The sequence below is a fragment of the Mucilaginibacter arboris genome, from assembly GCF_009754915.1.
GTDB lineage: Bacteria > Bacteroidota > Bacteroidia > Sphingobacteriales > Sphingobacteriaceae > Mucilaginibacter_A > Mucilaginibacter_A arboris.
On record NZ_WPIK01000001.1, the window covers coordinates 224,814 to 241,758 of the forward strand.

Here is a 16,945-nt window from a genome sequence, read left to right on the forward strand (position 1 = left end):
AAGTAAACCTAATTAAAATGACTTATACAGACAAACATATTATTGAATCCTATTCAAAGCTTTTTGAAGGTCTTAGTCCAAGTAGTAAAATTGGATTAATTGAAAGCCTTACAAAGTCATTAAAAAAAGAAAACAAAAGTGTAGAAACTATATTTTACAACTCTTTTGGCGCATTTGATTTAGGAAAGGAAGCAGAAGAAATTATTGAAGATATTAGATCAAGCAGAAAATTTAGAGAAAAAGATATACAATTTTAAATGCAATATTTGCTTGATACTTCAATTTGTGTTTATTTCCTTAGAGGGAAACTGGATTTAGATAAGTTTATCAAAGAAAAAGGACGGGAAAATTTTTACATATCCGAGATTACAGTTGTTGAACTTTCTTATGGTGCCGAAAATAGCAGCAATCCGATAAAATCGTATAAAGTTGTTGATGATTTTTTACTGGGCTTAACTATAATTCCAATTGTTGGCAGTATTAAACGTTATGCGAAAGAAAAAGTAAGATTACGAAGAATAGGAACACCTATGCACGATGACTTTGATCTTTTAATTGGAGTAACTGCAATTGAAAATAAACTAACTTTAGTTACCGATAATGTTAAAGATTTTCAGAGATTAGATGGAATAGTTATTGAAAACTGGTTTCAGCGGAAGTGATTTATATAAATTAAAATACTACAAACCTTTTCAATAACTATTACAGATTTCACCCGATAAAAACAGCATCAACACTTCTTAACTTCCTTAGCCCAGGTATCTTTTAAAGTAACCGTCCTGTTAAAAACTAAATTTCCAGAAGTAGAATCAGGATCCAGACAAAAATAACCTTTTCTGATAAACTGATAGCCGCGGCCTATTTCCGCTTGTGTCAAATCTGGTTCGATAAAAGCAGTAACCGCAGTTAAACTTTGCGGATTGATAAGATCTTCAAAATTACCTTCTGCACTGCCCATATCTTCTGCTGTAAACAAACGGTCGTATAAACGCACTTCGGCAGTTTTTGCATGCGGCACGCTTACCCAATGGATAGTTCCTTTTACATTGATGCCGCTGGTATCTTGTCCGCTTTTGCTTTCCGGGATATAGCTGCAACGGATTTCGGTGATCTGGCCGTTTTCATCTTTAACAAAATCCTCGCATTGAATAATGTAAGCATTTTTTAAACGAACCATTAAACCCGGACCTAAACGGAAGAATTTTTTAGGCGCATTCTCCATAAAATCTTCACGCTCGATATAAAGCTCGCGACTAAAAGGAATATCCCGGCTGCCTTCGCCGCCTTCTGCTTCCGGGTTATTTTTGCCGTGCAGCATTTCTTCCTGTCCTTCCGGATAATTGGTGATGACTACTTTTACCGGGTCTAAGACAGCCATTCTTCTCCAGGCCGTTTTATTTAGTTCTTCCCGAATGCAAAATTCCAGCAAACTGTAATCAATCAAGTTTTCTCTTTTAGCTACACCAATGCGGTCGCAAAAATCACGGATACTTGCAGCCGTGTAACCACGACGCCGCAGTCCACTGATAGTTGGCATCCGCGGGTCATCCCAGCCGGAAACAAATTTTTGATTAACCAACTGCAGCAGTTTACGCTTACTCATTACTGTATAAGTAATATTTAAACGCGCAAATTCGTATTGCTGCGAAGGGAAAATCTCCAGTTTTTCGATAAACCAGTTGTACAACTCGCGGTGCGGGATAAACTCCAGCGTACAAAGCGAATGCGTGATATTTTCGATAGAATCGCTTTGTCCGTGTGCAAAATCATACATCGGATAAATGCACCATTTATTGCCAGTACGATGATGGTGCGCATGTTTGATACGATACATTAATGGATCGCGCATGTGCATATTCGGCGAAGCCAGATCTGCTTTTGCACGCAGCACTTTTGCCCCATCAGGATATTTTCCGTCGTGCATTTCTTTAAAAAGCCTTTCGTTTTCTTCTACACTGCGACTTCGGTATTGTTTTGGCGTTCCCGGTTCTGTCGGTGTACCTTTTTGGGCAGCAATTTCTTCGGGAGAACTGTCATCAACATAAGCCAAACCTTTTTGGATCAGGTTTAAAGCGAAAGCATACAGCAGGTCGAAATAATCAGAAGCATAGAGTTCGTTTGCCCAGGTAAAACCCAGCCATTTTACATCGGCCTTGATACTTTCTACGTATTCGGTTTCTTCGGTTACCGGATTGGTATCATCAAAACGAAGGTTGGTTTGCCCGCCATATTCCTGTGCCAAACCGAAATTTAGACAGATGGATTTGGCATGGCCAATATGTAAATATCCGTTAGGTTCCGGCGGGAAACGGGTAAAAACCTTACCGCCGTTTTTGCCGTTACGGATATCTTCTTCAACAATTTCTTCTATAAAATTTAATGATCTTTTCTCGCTCATAACCAATTGTGCTTCTGCAAAAGTAGAAAAATTTTACAGCGCTTTATTTGGATAGCTTTATTGATTGTATAGATAGCTGTTTTAGTTACAAATTCTGCTTTAATCACAATTTTTAGTCGATAAAAGAAGCATTCATAATTTTGTATTAAAATATTTGTCTGTTAATCAATCGATTGAATAATATTGACATTTGAATGAAAAAGCTCTATAACTTAGTTGTTACATTTGTTGCGTGTTTAAACACATAATATATAAAAAAATGAAAAATCTATTTAAATTCTCTATTCTATCCCTGGCTATTGCCGGATTATCCTACAGTGCACAAGCACAAAATACTACCACAAGTACACCTTCTACCAGAACTTCTAAAGCAGTACGATTTAGCATTGGCCCAGATGCAGGTTTCCCGGTTGGATCATTAAGCAATACACATAACTGGAATTTGGGCGGATCTATTCAGGCTGATTTCCCGGTTGCTACTGGCTTGGATGTAACTGCCAATGCTGGCTTTAACAACTTTTTTGGCAAGGATTATAAGATTGGCCCAATTGATGCCAAATACAACGACATTAACTTAATCCCGGTAAAAGTTGGCTTAAAATATTTTCCTGTAGAAAATTTTTATGTACAGGGAGAAGCAGGCGCTTCATTTATTGCTAATAAAAATAATATTGGCGCTAATCAATCTGCTGCATTTACTTATGCCCCCCAAATTGGTGTATTATTTCCGGTTGGCGACAAAAATTATATTGATGCCGGCATCCGTTACGAAAGCAATACCAAATTTACTACTAACGGCAACAGCAATAATTTCTTCGGAATACGTGTAGCTTATGCTTTTGATTTAAAATAATTTTTTTGAATAAATGTGCTCCATTAAAAGCTGCTTTAGATAAGGCAGTTTTTTTTATGCCCTTAATTTCCAATCCTAATTGTGGAACCTTTTTCTCAGGTTTAGCGTAAAGCAGTAACTATAGTTGTGTAGTGCTGAATTTTTAAAGCGATACTGGTTATGAAAAAGCTGCTTATAATTGATGATGAAATAAACACAGCAAACCTGCTGTCCAGGTTTTTAACCCGAAATGGTTTTGAAGTAATGACGGCCGCAAGCGGCTCTGCTGCCGCCGAGCTTTTAAAAAACTATTCTTTTACACTTGTACTGTGCGATTTTCGGTTAGAAGATACCGATGGCCGGGAGGTTTTGAAAAAAATCAAGCAACAATACCCGGAAACAGGCGTAATTATTATTACCGGTTATTCTGATATTAAAATGGCAGTCGAACTAATCAAAATGGGCGCTTATGATTATATTACCAAACCGCTTTATCCGGATGAAATACTAAATACCATCAACAAAGCCATAGAAACACAAAGCGCGTTAGCAGCAGCTCCACCAGAAAATATTTATCAAAATCCGGAAAAAAACACTGATAAAACAAGCTTTAAACCAACGTTAGGAAAAGGTGATTTAGTAACGGGCACCAGCGAAGCTTCAAAAGAACTTGCGCGACAAATAAACCTGGTTTCGCCAACTAATTATAGTGTCATTATTTTTGGTGAAAGTGGTACAGGAAAAGAATCGGTAGCAAAAAGTATCCACCAAAACAGCGACCGCTATGATAAACCTTTTATAGCGATGGATTGCGGGTCTTTAACTAAAGAGCTTGCCGGAAGCGAGTTTTTTGGCCATGAAAAAGGTTCTTTTACCGGCGCATTAAATACTAAAATCGGCCATTTTGAAATGGCAAACGGCGGTACTTTATTTTTAGATGAGATAGGAAATTTATCCTACGAAATACAGGCTACATTATTAAGGACCGTACAGGAAAGAAAAGTAAAAAGGATAGGCAGCACGAAAGAAATTGACTTAGACGTACGCATTATTGTAGCAACAAACGAAAACCTGATAGAAGCTATTCAAAAAGGGCATTTCCGGGAAGACCTGTACCATCGTTTTAACGAATTTGCTATTTACATGCCTGCTTTACGTAACCGCGGTGCGGATATTATGCTGATTGCTACTCATTTTGCAAAAATCACCAGTCAGGAATTAGGCAAAAATATTACCCGTTTTTCTGCAGATGCAACTACAGCATTAACCAATTATTCCTGGCCTGGCAACATCCGCGAACTTAAAAATGTAATCCGCAGGGCTACTTTATTAACAGAAGGCGAAGAAATTTTAACCAAATCATTGCCATTAGAAATATATAGTAATTATATAAAAACACCGGTAAACGAAGTATTGCCAGAATATAAGCAGCAAGTAGTTAATCCGCCTAAGCCCGATCTGAAAAACGCTGCCTTAGAAGCCGAATATGAGACTATTCTGAGGGTTTTAAAAGAAGTAAACTTTAATAAAACAAAAGCTGCACAAATTCTAAACATTGACAGAAAAACTTTGTATAATAAAATGAATGCCGCCGACCATCAGCAAACTATAAAAGTATGAGTGCAGAAAACGAAGCGATTATTGCTGCAAGGGTATTGGAGCATGATATTAGAAACCAGCTTGGCAATATATACCTGGCAGTAGAAGGTATTAAGGCCGAGTTTACAGAAAATGATAATGAAGATTTTATCTCTTATACAGATATTATTATCAATTGCTGTAAACAAGTAGAAAATATTATAAAAAGGGCTAAACCAATTTAATGATTTACATGTTTCACTAAAAATTTAAAATAATTCAACCAACTATCTATTCACGGTAATGTTGTTAATCAAAAAAATAATTAGCAATATTGCATATCCAAAAAAAAGACAATGAAAAAAGTAAACCTCTACTCACTAATAGCTCTCGGCTTGTTGTCCCTGCCGGCGGCTAAGTCCTTCGGACAAGATTCTACAGCTACAAGAAGATCGGCCAGATCAAGTATGCCAGCCACAACAACTACCCCAAAAGTATTTGGTGGCCGTGCACAGTACACTACCTGGAACATTGGTATCAATGCTGGTGTTTTAGCTCCGCTTATCCCTTTTGGAGTTAATGATTTCACCAACAAAGAGCTGAATTTAGGTTACGGCATTACGATTAGAAAACAATTAGGCCATGCATTTGGCTTAGAATTAGAGGGTGTTTCCGGAAAACTTTCTGGCTCTAATGTAAATGCTGTTGGTGGTGTAAGAAATGGCATTAGAGCATTTGATACACAATTAGCATATTCTGCGACTTTAAGTGGTGTAGTTAATGTTGCTACCGTAGATTTTATCCGTCGTAAAAACTCTGTTAACTTCTTCGTTTCTGCTGGTGGTGGCCTTGCTGCTTATGCCCCTAAAGTTACTTATGCAAACAATACTGTTATAGATTGGAAAGACAAAGCCAATGGCGGAAATGATACCTATGTTCATGAGTTAGTTATTCCTGTTGGTGTAGGTGTTAAATTTAGATTATCTGATAAAGTTGCCCTTAATTTAGGCTATACTGCCAACTTCATAGACGGTGATAATTTAGACGGAAATACACAAGGTTATCCTACAAAAGATAAATTTTCTTACGGTTATGGCGGTTTAGAATTTGCTTTGGGTGGAAAATCTAAACCAAATTTAGATTGGGTTAATCCGGCTGCCATGATGTATGATGAGTTAAAAGATTCTACATTACGTATTACTGTTGACAGCTTAAAAGGTAAAGTTAGTGGTGTTGAAACCAGTATTTCTGACTTGAAAAAAGATTCTGATGGTGATGGTGTTCGTGATGACTTAGACAAATGCCCAGGTACACCTGCTGGTACTGTTGTTGATGGTTCTGGTTGCGAAATTAAATTCCCGGCCCCTGTGGTTGTAGCACCTCCTGCCCCTCCAGCTCCTGTAGTTATTAAAAAAACCGTTACTAAAAAATATCGTGTCCGTACTAAAAAGTACCATACTGTTGTTAAAAAGAAAAAAGCAGCAGCTAAAAAATAAAATTTAGTTTGTGATAAACAAAAAGCTCCGGATATTAATCCGGAGCTTTTTTTATGCCCTGATTTTATCAACTTGTTGCTACTGTTCCCGTGTTCCTGATGTAGGATAACAACCTTCTGTTAAGTAGTAAATAAAATTTATAGCAAACATTATTAATCAATCGATAGTTAGCTATTTTTAGTATCGCAAGTAAAAGTATGATTGCTTATAAATTAAAATGACAAATGCTTTTTCCTATGCAATGCTTTTACAATAAAAGTATCAATTGTAAATTACTAAAACTGATTTCAATTCAAGGCATCAACAGTTTACAAAAAACCAATATCTTATGGAACAAAACAAAATAAACCCCCCAATAATAGAGCAGATAAAAGAGTATATAGAAACCCGCATTAAACTACTTAAATACAAAGTAATTGATCAAGCAACCGGTATTGCTGCAAACGTAGTTGCTTATGCAATAATTGCTGTATTGGGTTTATTCATTTTGTTGTTTTTTAGTGTAACGCTCGCTTTACTATTTGGTTCGTTATTGGGTTCTTACTGGGCTGGTTTTGGCTGTATTACTTTATTATATATTATACTGGCTATTTTAGTACTTGTATTAAAGGCTAAATATATTGAAGCACCGCTTATTGGTTTTTTTATTACAAAATTTTTTAAAAATAACAGCAAATGATTGTACCAATTAAAAGTATCCATGATTTAAGGAATGAGATTGTACGTTTAGAAACTTTAACCGTACAACAGGAAGCTGCTATTAAACAACGTTTCAGCAGTCCTAAAACTATTTATAAAACTATACTTTCGGCGTTTCCCAAATCTGAAAGCAGCAGTACGGGCACAAATGCAAATAGTTTATTTAGCCAGGATATTATTGGCGCTATTTCTAAATTTTTGCTCCCTTTAACGCTAAACAAAACCCTGTTTAAAGAATCTGGCTTTATTACCCGGTCAATCGTTACTTTCCTTTCTAAAAAAGCTTCCGGTTATATCAATCAGGATTCGGTAACTTCGGGATGGGAAAAATTGAAAACAGCAGTATCAAAATCAAAAATCCCTGATACAGTAATATCAAAAGTAAAACCACTTGAAAACTTACTGTCAAAAATAAAATTCCCTGCTAAAAAGACGATCAAAGTAAAAACGCTTGCAAAAGCAAACACACCAATCGTAATTAAAAGTATAGATTAACAGCCATTACATTTTTTATTTTTTTTGAAGCAGGCCCTTTTCATCAGGTCCTGCTTTTTTTGTTTACATCTTACATTAAACAAAGTTTTATAATTACAACCAACAGTTGCTCTTTTAGCTGCGGTATTTTAGGCAATGCTTCTTTTATCACCTAAAAATCATTGTTTATCTCACTTGTTGCTGTTATTAATAGTAATATGTAATCGGTCCCTCAATGTTAAAAATAGAAACAACTTCAATTTATATTTCTGATACCTCTTTGCTAAAGCTATTTTTGCCAGCTAATTTTTTGAATTTGTGGGAAAAGATAAACTAAGGCGCTTTGCAGAAATATCAACTTTTGAAAACGTTTTACAATTAACAGAAGGCCATGCCTTAAAAGGAAACTGGAATGCTAATCATTTTCAAAATAACCATCCTTTAGTTCTGGAACTTGCTTGTGGAAAAGGAGAATATGCCGTAGAGATGGCGCAATTTTTTCCTGGTAAAAACTTTATTGGTATTGATTATAAAGGCAACCGGATTTGGCGCGGCGCCAAAACAGCGCTGGAAGAAAATGTAACTAACGTGGCTTTTTTAAGGATTCAGATTGAGCAGATTTTAGAATACTTTGAACCAAAAGAAGTTTCGGAAATCTGGATCACTTTTCCTGATCCGCAACCACAGTTAGGACGCGAAAAAAAGAGGCTTACTTCGCCCCGTTTTCTCGTAAATTATCGTCATATTTTGCAACCCAAGGGCTTCATCCATTTAAAAACAGATAATGATGAGTTATATGCTTACACTTTGGAAAAGATTGCCGAACATCATCTGAAATTACATATTGCGACCAATGACCTTTATCATTCTGATCATGTAAATGAAATTCTATCCATTAAAACTTATTACGAAAAGAAGTATCTTCAAAATAATAAAAACATTAATTATCTAAAGTTTTCATTCGACTAATTTTTTAACTGTTTTTAAAATAGCAGCCCACAATTCTTTCTTTTGAGTAAATTTAAAAATGGAGAACGACAGCTTTTACGAAAAGGTTTACTGGGTTGTTAGGCAAGTGCCGGCCGGAAGAGTAACCACTTACGGAGCAATTGCAGCGTTTTTAGGCACAAAAGGATCGTCAAGGGTAGTTGGTTATGCAATGGGCGCTTCTGTTCATGTTTTGCCGCGGGTGCCTGCACATCGCGTAGTAAATAGAACGGGGTTATTAACCGGAAAACAACGTTTTGGCAGTCCGCATTTAATGCAGCAGTTATTAGAAAACGAAGGAATTGTGGTAGAAGATGATCAGATCAAAAACTTTAAAGAAGTATTCTGGGACCCGGCAACAGAACTAATTTTACCCTGATAAAAGAAGCATCATCGTTATAAATAAAAAAATATGAGTGAATTAATAAACGATTTTAACAACTATCGTAGCCGGATGAACGAGCGGATTATGGAAACGGCCAACACCAATATCAAACGTTTTTTTGCTTTAGATACCACAACTTATGCAAACGGAGCGCTTAGTGTAAAAACCAAAGAAATGCTTGGTTTGGTTGCATCAATGGTTTTGCGTTGCGATGATTGCATTAAATATCACTTGGAAAAATGTTATAATGAAGGCGTTAACCACGATGAAATGAACGAAATTTTTATGATTGCTAATTTAGTTGGCGGTTCTATCGTCATTCCGCATTACCGCCGTGCTGTTGAATTTTGGGATGAATTGAACCAGCAAGGAAATCATCAAAATTGATTAAACGCTGAAGCTTTGCAATCGTCATAAATAAAAAAATAAAAATTTATGAAAGCGATAAAATCAATAATGCTGATTTGCACTTTAGCCCTGATGTTTGCTTCTTGTGGCGGATCCTATTACGTAGCCGAACGCCCTGCGCCTTATGTTTACACTCGCCCTGCCCCGCCTTTTGCCGGCGCTATCTGGATTGAACCGGAATATTACTGGAGCGGTGGCAGGTATGTGGCCCGTCCCGGTTATTGGAGCAGGCCACGCCCTAATTACAGCTATCATCCCGGACACTGGAACCATGATAGCCGCGGGCATACCTGGGTAAAAGGTGGTTGGCGGCCTGCAAGATAAATTTTTTAAAAATGCTGCTTAAATTTAGGCAGCATTTTTAATTTTAGGTAATGGAAGAAAATACAATTACACGTTGTTCCTGGTGCGGAAATGACGAGTTATATATGCGTTACCACGACGAAGAATGGGGCAAGGAGGTACACGACGACCGCATTCTTTTTGAATTTTTGGTCCTTGAATCTGCACAGGCTGGTTTAAGCTGGTTAACAATTTTGCGCCGAAGGGAAAACTATAGAAAAGCTTTTGCTGATTTTGATGCCGTAAAAGTAGCAACTTTTACCGAAGCAGACGTAGAACGATTAATGCAGGATGCCGGGATTATCCGCAACCGTTTAAAAATCCAGGCGGCCATCAGCAACGCGATACTGTTTTTACAGGTGCAAAAAGAGTACGGCACTTTCGATCAGTATTTGTACAGTTTTATGCCCGAAGGAAAGCCAATCATCAACACAAAACAATTAAACAGCGGGCCGATAGTTACAACAGCAATTTCTGATGCCATTAGTAAAGACATGAAAAAACGCGGTTTTAAGTTCTTCGGTTCTACCATTTGTTATGCGCACATGCAGGCAACAGGCATGGTAAACGATCATACCGAAAATTGTAGCTTCAGATTCTAATTTTAAGCATCGCCTAATCAATCCAAATCCTTAAAATTGCATTAATCGGTGCAATCCTTTTGCATCCGTGTAATCAATATCCAATGAAAAAATTATTCCTTCTGGACGGCATGGCGCTTATTTACCGCGCACATTTTGCGTTAAGCAAAAATCCTCGTTTTACCTCAAGTGGAATTAACACTTCTGCTGTAATGGGTTTTGCCAATACGCTGATGGAAATCCTTAAAAAAGAAGCACCAACGCATTTAGCTGTTGTTTTTGATACAGATGCGCCTACAGAACGCCATACAGATTTTGTTGCTTATAAAGCGCACCGGCAGGCAATGCCCGAAGATTTATCGCTGGCTTTGCCTTATGTTGTCCGTTTAGTAGAAGGCTTTAATATTCCGGTAATTACTTCGGACGGTTTTGAAGCGGATGACATCATTGGCACTTTAGCCAAAAAAGCAGAGCAAAAAGGTTATACCGTTTTCTGTATGACGCCTGATAAGGATTTTTGCCAATTGGTTTCCGAAAATATTTTCGTGTATAAACCTGCGCGAATGGGAAACGAGATGGAAATTTTAGGGGTAAAAGAAGTATTGGAAAAGTGGGAAGTAGAACGCGCAGAACAGGTAATTGATATTTTAGGTTTGTGGGGAGATGCGGTGGATAATATTCCGGGAATTCCAGGAATTGGAGAGAAAACGGCAAAATTGCTGATCAAACAATTTGGTTCTGTTGAGGAAGTGATCAAAAATTCCCATCAGTTAAAAGGAAAAATGCGTGAAAACGTAGAGAACTTTGCCGAGCAGGGAATCGTTTCTAAAAAATTAGCCACAATATTACTGAATGCGCCGGTAGAACTGGACGAGGATGCTTTATTAGTAGGAAAGCCAAGCCGTGATTTGCTGGAACCTTTATTTGCCGAACTGGAATTCAGGACGATTGGCCGTCGTGTTTTTGGTGAAGATTTCTCGGTAAACGAAGCACGTTCTACTATTGGCGTACAGACTGATTTATTTGGACAGCCGGTTGAAAACAGCAATGCTTCTTTTAGCACAGAAAAATCAGCAGAAGCAGAAACGCCGGAACCGATTGTGCCCAGCAAAAACATCAATAATACGGAGCACTCCTATTTTCTGGCTGATACATTTGGAAAACGACGCGAATTAATTGAATTATTAGGCAATCAAACTTCTATTTGTTTCGATACAGAAACAACCGGAACAGATGCTAACCAATGCGAGTTAGTTGGCTTATCTTTCTCCATAAAAATCGGAGAAGGTTATTACGTTCCCGTTCCTGCTGATCAAACTGAAACTCAAAGTATTGTAAACGAATTTAAAGAGGTCCTGGAAAACGGGCAGATCACGAAGATCGGTCAGAACCTGAAGTTTGATATTTTAATCCTGAAATGGTACGGCATCAACGTGCAGGGCGCTTTGTTTGACACCATGATGGCGCATTACCTGATCGATCCGGATACGCGCCACAATATGGATTTACTTTCCGAAAATTATTTAGGTTATACGCCAGTTTCTATCACTTCGCTCATCGGTTCAAAAGGAAAAAACCAGGGAACGATGCGTGACGTGGAAGTTGAAAAAATCAAAGAATACGCTGCCGAAGATGCCGACATAACTTTGCAGCTAAAAGAAGCATTTGTACCAATCCTGAAAGCTGTAAATGCAGAAAAACTGGCGCACGATCTGGAATATCCGCTGATTCATGTTTTGGCAGATATGGAGTTTGAAGGTGTAAAAATTAACCAGGAAACGTTAAAAGAATCTTCTTTACATTTAGAAAGTGACCTCGCTAAACTTGAAAAAACGGTTTATGAAAAGGCAGGATTAAAATTTAACATTTCATCACCCAAACAACTTGGAGAAGTTTTGTTTGAGAAGCTGATGCTTGATCCAAAAGCCAAAAAAACAAAAACCGGCCAATACCAAACCGGCGAAGACGTGCTTCTTTTATTGGCAAATAAAAGTGATATTGTTCGGGATATCCTTGATTTCCGTCAGTTGCAAAAACTAAAATCAACTTATGTTGATGCTTTGCCGCTGATGATCAACCCAAAAACCGGTCGCGTTCATACTTCTTACAATCAGGCAGTTGCAGCAACCGGAAGGTTAAGCTCCAATAATCCAAACTTGCAAAATATCCCGATTAAAACCGAACGTGGCCGGGAAGTACGGAAAGCTTTTGTTGCACGGGACGAAGACCATATTTTAGTTTCTGCGGATTATTCGCAAATCGAGCTTCGTTTAATTGCCGAAATCAGCAAAGATGAAAACATGATGGATGCTTTTTTTAAAGGCATCGATATTCATACTGCAACAGCAGCAAAAGTTTACGGACGGACGATAGAAGAAGTGACTTCTACCGAACGACGAAACGCAAAAGCGGTTAATTTTGGTATTATTTACGGACAATCAGCTTTCGGTTTATCGCAAGGTTTAGGTATTTCCCGAAAAGAAGCATCAGAAATTATTGAACAATATTTTAACCAGTATCCGGGTATCAAAAATTACATGAGCAGTACTTTGGATTTTGCACGGGAAAATGGTTACGTAGAAACTTTATTAGGCCGGAGAAGATATTTGCGCGATATTAATTCGGCTAATCCAACTGTCCGTGGTTATGCAGAACGAAATGCGATTAATGCGCCGATACAAGGTTCTGCTGCTGATATGATTAAAATTGCAATGATTAATATCCATCATGATATTATCAGCAAAAAACTGGATGCAAAAATGACGATGCAAGTGCATGATGAGCTGGTGTTTGATGTACCAAAAAATGAGCTGGAAACGGTATTGCCCTTAGTGAAAGAACACATGCAAAATGCTTTTAAAACATCCGTACCGATTGTGGTAGAAACAGGAAGCGGAAGCAATTGGCTGGAAGCACATTAAAGCTGAAACATATTAATATTATTTGAGTTTCCTATATTATAATTGCTACATTGAGCCTACCAATTATAAACTATTTCAAAGTATGAAAGTAATTCATTTAAGTGCAGAATGTTATCCTGTTGCTAAAATCGGCGGTTTGGGAGATGTAGCTGGAGCGCTGCCCAAATACTTAAATCAGGCAGGTGTTGAAGCTGTGATTATGATGCCTTTTTACGAACGCAAGTTTGTACAGGAAAATGCATTTGATACCATCTTTCAGGCAACTACTACCATGGGCAACCGGCCTTTCTTTTTTGAAATTTTGAAAGAACGGACCGGAAAATTAGGTTTTGATCTTTATATCCTGAAAATCCCCGGCTTGCTCGACCGGACCGAAGTCTATGGCTATGATGATGATATTGAACGTTTTGTAGCGTTTCAACTGGCATTTTTGGACTGGATGTTATGGTCGGGAGAGCAAACCGACATAATCCATTGTCACGATCATCAAACCGGGCTGGTCCCTTTCCTGTTATACAATTCTTTCCGTTATACTTCTTTGTCTAATATCCGTACAGTTTTTACCATCCATAACGGTCAGTATCATGGTGCTTTTGGCTGGGAAAAGTTTAGTTATCTTCCGGATGTTGATCCCTGGAGAACGGGTTTGCTGGATTGGAACGGCGGTATTAACCCTTTAGCTTCTGCGGTTAAATGTGCCGATGCTTTTACTACCGTTTCGCCAAGCTATTTACAAGAATTAGCTGTTAGCTCTAACGGATTAGAATTTTTGTTTGAGCTGGAAAAAGATTATGGGACAGGTATTATCAATGGTATCGATACGGATGTTTGGGACCCGAAAACAGACCCGATGATTTCCGCTAAGTACACAGCAAAAACTGTTTCAACCAAAAAATTAAAGAACAAACAGTTACTATGCCAGCAATTCGGTTTTACTCCCGATAAACCATTGTTTACTTTTATTGGAAGGTTAGTGGTAGAAAAAGGTGCTGATTTATTGCCGGAACTTTTTCGGCAAATGCTTGCCGACCAGGAAAATCCGTCCAGCATTTTAGTATTAGGTTCTGGAAACGAAGCAACCGAACATGAATTAAGTGTGCTAAAAGAAGCATTCCCGGGACAATACAACGCTTACATCGGTTATAACGAAGAATTGGCGCACCGCATTTATGCCGGTGCAGATTTTATTTTGATGCCATCGCGTGTAGAACCCTGCGGTTTAAACCAGCTTTATGCTTTACGGTATGGTACGCTACCTATCGTAAACAGTACAGGCGGTTTAAAAGATACGGTAATAGACATCAGTGAAACAGGAGGATACGGCATTCGTTGTAACGGAGCTACGGTGCCTGAAACATTTACCGGGGTAAAAAGAGCTATTGAACTTTTTAAGAACACAGCCGAATTACAATTGTTGTACCCTAAGGTAATGGCCCTCGATTTCTCCTGGGACCGTTCAGCTAAAGAATACATTAACCTATACCAAAGTTTAAAACCTAAATTATGAGTTCCAAAGTAATCTGCATCGTATTGGGCGGCGGACAGGGATCCCGTCTGTTCCCCCTAACGGCTACGCGCTCTAAACCAGCCGTACCTATTGCCGGTAAATATCGTTTAGTAGATATTCCGATATCGAACTGCATCAACTCGGGCATCGAACGAATTTATGTACTAACGCAATTCAATTCGGCATCATTAAACAAGCACATTAAAAACACTTACCATTTTAGTGTTTTTAGCGAGTCTTTTGTTGATATCCTTGCTGCAGAACAAACGCCACACAATACAACCTGGTTTCAGGGAACGGCAGATGCAGTTAGGCAATCGTTACATCACCTTGCGCCGCACGAGTTTGATTATGTGCTGATTTTATCCGGAGACCAGTTGTACCAGATGGATTTTTGCAAAATGATAGACGAGCATGAAGCCAAAGGCGCTGAAATTTCTATCGCAACTATTCCGGTTGATGAAGCCGATTCTGCCGGTTTTGGCATCCTGAAAACAGACGAAAACCAGATGATCACTTCCTTTATCGAAAAGCCCAAAAAAGATATGTTGCCGGGATGGGATTCTGAAGTAAGTGATGAAATGAAATCACAAGGCAGGATTTACCTCGCATCCATGGGTATTTATATTTTTAACCGAAAAACTTTGTACGAGTTGCTGGAAGGAAATACCCGTACAGATTTTGGAAAAGAAATTATTCCGCAATCTATCGGAACACACAAAATTTTAAGTTACCAGTATGAAGGTTACTGGACAGATATTGGTAGTATTCCGTCATTTTTTGATGCTAACCTTGGCTTAACAGACGAAATACCACAATTTAATTTGTTTGATAAAAGAAGCATTTTCTCGCGTGCACGCATGTTGCCACCTTCTAAACTTTCAGGAACATCATTACACAATGCCATGATTTCTGACGGATGTATCATCCATGCAGCACATATATCCAGGTCCGTTATTGGTATCCGTACCCGTATTGGTGTCGGCACCACTATCCTGAATACTTATGTGATGGGAAATGATTATTATCAAAACCTGGAACAAATTGAAGAATACAAATTACAGAACAAGCCTTTAATGGGCGTGGGCGAGCGTTGTTATATCAATAATGCTATCCTCGATAAAAACTGTTATATAGGGAACGATGTAAAAATAAACGGGGGCAGCCATTTGGAGGATGGCGACTTTGGAACTTATACTGTTACAGAAGGTATTATTGTTGTCAAAAAGAATGCCGTCATCCAAAGCGGTACCATTATTTAAACATACTTCTTTTATGGGCAAAAAGTCCCGGAAATTCCGGGACTTTTTGCTTTTACAGATCTATTGTTTGTCCTATTTCCGGTAAAGTAAAATTTAATCCGGCAGCAGCAAATTTGGATTTAGCCGCTTCATGGTCTAATTTTATAGCTGGAAAAGTATCAAAATGAACGCCGATAATATTTTTACAATTGATAAAAGAAGCTGCTTTAACGGCATCCTCCGGCCCCATGGTATAATTATCTCCAACAGGTAAAAATGCCCAGTCTAAATTTTCATCTTCCAGCAACTTCATATCGTAAGTTAAAGCAGTGTCTCCGGCGATATAGATTTTTTTGCCATCAGCATAAATTACATAACCGGCAGGATTACCGCCATAAGTACCGTCAGCCATAGAACTGGAATGGATAGCACTTACCATTTTTACACGTCCGAAATTAAAGTTGAAAGAACCGCCAATATTCATTCCGTGTACTTTATCTACATCATTTTTATTTAACCAGCCTTGGATTTCGGCAATACAAATTACAGTTGCATTGCTGTTGGTTTGAATAGTAAACAAATCTGCCACATGATCGATATGGCCATGGGTCAGCAAAATATAATCTGGTTTGATGGAACCGATATCAATACCTTTTGCCAATTCATTTGGCGTAATAAAAGGATCAAACAACAATTTTGCTTTATCAGTTTCCAGCAAAATAGTTGCATGGCCGAAATAAGTAGCTTTCATATTTTCTTAGTATTTCTACCTTGAACAAACTACTTTCCGAAAAGGTTTCCTAATGCCCCTAAATCGCCAAACATATTCTTTGTCATGGCAGCCATTTCTGCCTGGTTCAGATTTTCTGCCTGTTCTATGGCTTTGTTTACCGCTACGGCAAGCAGCTCTTCCAATTCTTCGCGGTCTGCTTCTTTAAAAAAACCATCTTGAATGCTGATGCTTTGCACTTGTTTGTTGCCGTTTGCCGTAACGGTAATCTTTCCGTTTTCGGCAGTTCCTGTTACAGTTATGCCATCCAGGCGTTTTTTAACTTCGTCTGCTTTTTGCTGTGCTTCAAATAATTTATCAAACATA

General features: G+C 38.2%; 19 protein-coding genes. 16 read left to right on the top strand and 3 right to left on the bottom strand.

What is annotated here, in order from left to right:
* Positions 1-17: 17 nt before the first annotated feature.
* Complete coding sequence (locus GO621_RS01090) at positions 18-257, top strand: hypothetical protein (protein ID WP_157563177.1); 240 nt, start codon at positions 18-20, stop codon at positions 255-257.
* The gene (locus tag GO621_RS01095; protein ID WP_157563180.1) at positions 258-662 is read left to right on the top strand and encodes a PIN domain-containing protein; all 405 of its coding nucleotides are present in this window, start codon (positions 258-260) and stop codon (positions 660-662) included.
* Positions 663-730: 68 nt separating this feature from the next.
* Here GO621_RS01095 and GO621_RS01100 read toward each other — a convergent pair whose 3' ends face one another.
* The gene (locus tag GO621_RS01100; RefSeq protein ID WP_157563182.1) at positions 731-2,398 is read right to left on the bottom strand and encodes a glutamine--tRNA ligase/YqeY domain fusion protein; all 1,668 of its coding nucleotides are present in this window, start codon (positions 2,396-2,398) and stop codon (positions 731-733) included.
* 259 nt (positions 2,399-2,657) lie between these two features.
* On the opposite strand from GO621_RS01100, the gene GO621_RS01105 reads away from it, so the two are divergent.
* The 14 genes from GO621_RS01105 to GO621_RS01170 all read left to right on the top strand — a co-directional run bounded on the left by GO621_RS01105 (position 2,658) and on the right by GO621_RS01170 (position 15,870).
* On the top strand, positions 2,658-3,251 hold the full coding sequence (locus GO621_RS01105; RefSeq protein ID WP_157563185.1) for an outer membrane beta-barrel protein: 594 nt from the start codon (positions 2,658-2,660) through the stop codon (positions 3,249-3,251).
* A gap of 159 nt (positions 3,252-3,410) precedes the next feature.
* Positions 3,411-4,850, top strand: a complete 1,440-nt coding sequence (locus tag GO621_RS01110; RefSeq protein ID WP_157563188.1) for a sigma-54-dependent transcriptional regulator — start codon at positions 3,411-3,413, stop codon at positions 4,848-4,850.
* Positions 4,847-5,053: a hypothetical protein gene (locus GO621_RS01115; RefSeq protein WP_157563191.1), complete on the top strand. Its 207-nt coding sequence runs from the start codon at positions 4,847-4,849 to the stop codon at positions 5,051-5,053. Before GO621_RS01110 ends, GO621_RS01115 begins: the two co-directional genes overlap by 4 nt.
* Before the next feature lie 111 nt (positions 5,054-5,164).
* Complete coding sequence (locus GO621_RS01120) at positions 5,165-6,304, top strand: OmpA family protein (protein WP_157563194.1); 1,140 nt, start codon at positions 5,165-5,167, stop codon at positions 6,302-6,304.
* Positions 6,305-6,632: 328 nt separating this feature from the next.
* Positions 6,633-6,983 carry a phage holin family protein gene (locus GO621_RS01125; RefSeq protein WP_157563197.1) on the top strand — a complete coding sequence of 117 codons (351 nt, stop codon included), beginning with the start codon at positions 6,633-6,635 and terminating at the stop codon, positions 6,981-6,983.
* Positions 6,980-7,498, top strand: coding sequence for a hypothetical protein (locus GO621_RS01130; RefSeq protein ID WP_157563199.1), 519 nt, complete (start codon positions 6,980-6,982; stop codon positions 7,496-7,498). The genes GO621_RS01125 and GO621_RS01130 overlap by 4 nt, the downstream gene beginning before the upstream one ends.
* Before the next feature lie 297 nt (positions 7,499-7,795).
* Positions 7,796-8,446: a tRNA (guanosine(46)-N7)-methyltransferase TrmB gene (gene trmB / locus GO621_RS01135; protein WP_317163362.1), complete on the top strand. Its 651-nt coding sequence runs from the start codon at positions 7,796-7,798 to the stop codon at positions 8,444-8,446.
* A 58-nt stretch (positions 8,447-8,504) separates the two neighbouring features.
* Positions 8,505-8,843: an MGMT family protein gene (locus tag GO621_RS01140; RefSeq protein WP_157563202.1), complete on the top strand. Its 339-nt coding sequence runs from the start codon at positions 8,505-8,507 to the stop codon at positions 8,841-8,843.
* A gap of 33 nt (positions 8,844-8,876) precedes the next feature.
* Positions 8,877-9,236 (top strand): carboxymuconolactone decarboxylase family protein, encoded by a 360-nt coding sequence (locus GO621_RS01145; protein ID WP_157563205.1) that lies wholly within the window; start codon positions 8,877-8,879, stop codon positions 9,234-9,236.
* A 48-nt stretch (positions 9,237-9,284) separates the two neighbouring features.
* Complete coding sequence (locus tag GO621_RS01150) at positions 9,285-9,581, top strand: hypothetical protein (RefSeq protein ID WP_157563209.1); 297 nt, start codon at positions 9,285-9,287, stop codon at positions 9,579-9,581.
* A gap of 50 nt (positions 9,582-9,631) precedes the next feature.
* On the top strand, positions 9,632-10,201 hold the full coding sequence (locus GO621_RS01155) for a DNA-3-methyladenine glycosylase I (protein WP_157563212.1): 570 nt from the start codon (positions 9,632-9,634) through the stop codon (positions 10,199-10,201).
* 83 nt (positions 10,202-10,284) lie between these two features.
* Positions 10,285-13,101: a DNA polymerase I gene (gene polA, locus GO621_RS01160; protein WP_157563215.1), complete on the top strand. Its 2,817-nt coding sequence runs from the start codon at positions 10,285-10,287 to the stop codon at positions 13,099-13,101.
* Between the two features lie 82 nt (positions 13,102-13,183).
* Positions 13,184-14,608 (top strand): glycogen synthase, encoded by a 1,425-nt coding sequence (locus GO621_RS01165; protein WP_157563217.1) that lies wholly within the window; start codon positions 13,184-13,186, stop codon positions 14,606-14,608.
* Complete coding sequence (locus GO621_RS01170) at positions 14,605-15,870, top strand: glucose-1-phosphate adenylyltransferase (RefSeq protein WP_157563220.1); 1,266 nt, start codon at positions 14,605-14,607, stop codon at positions 15,868-15,870. The genes GO621_RS01165 and GO621_RS01170 overlap by 4 nt, the downstream gene beginning before the upstream one ends.
* A 52-nt stretch (positions 15,871-15,922) precedes the next feature.
* On the opposite strand, the gene GO621_RS01175 is transcribed toward GO621_RS01170, so the two are convergent.
* Positions 15,923-16,600 carry a metal-dependent hydrolase gene (locus GO621_RS01175; protein WP_157563223.1) on the bottom strand — a complete coding sequence of 226 codons (678 nt, stop codon included), beginning with the start codon at positions 16,598-16,600 and terminating at the stop codon, positions 15,923-15,925.
* Positions 16,601-16,629: 29 nt separating this feature from the next.
* Complete coding sequence (locus GO621_RS01180) at positions 16,630-16,944, bottom strand: YbaB/EbfC family nucleoid-associated protein (RefSeq protein WP_157563226.1); 315 nt, start codon at positions 16,942-16,944, stop codon at positions 16,630-16,632.
* Between the last annotated feature and the right edge of the window lies 1 nt (position 16,945).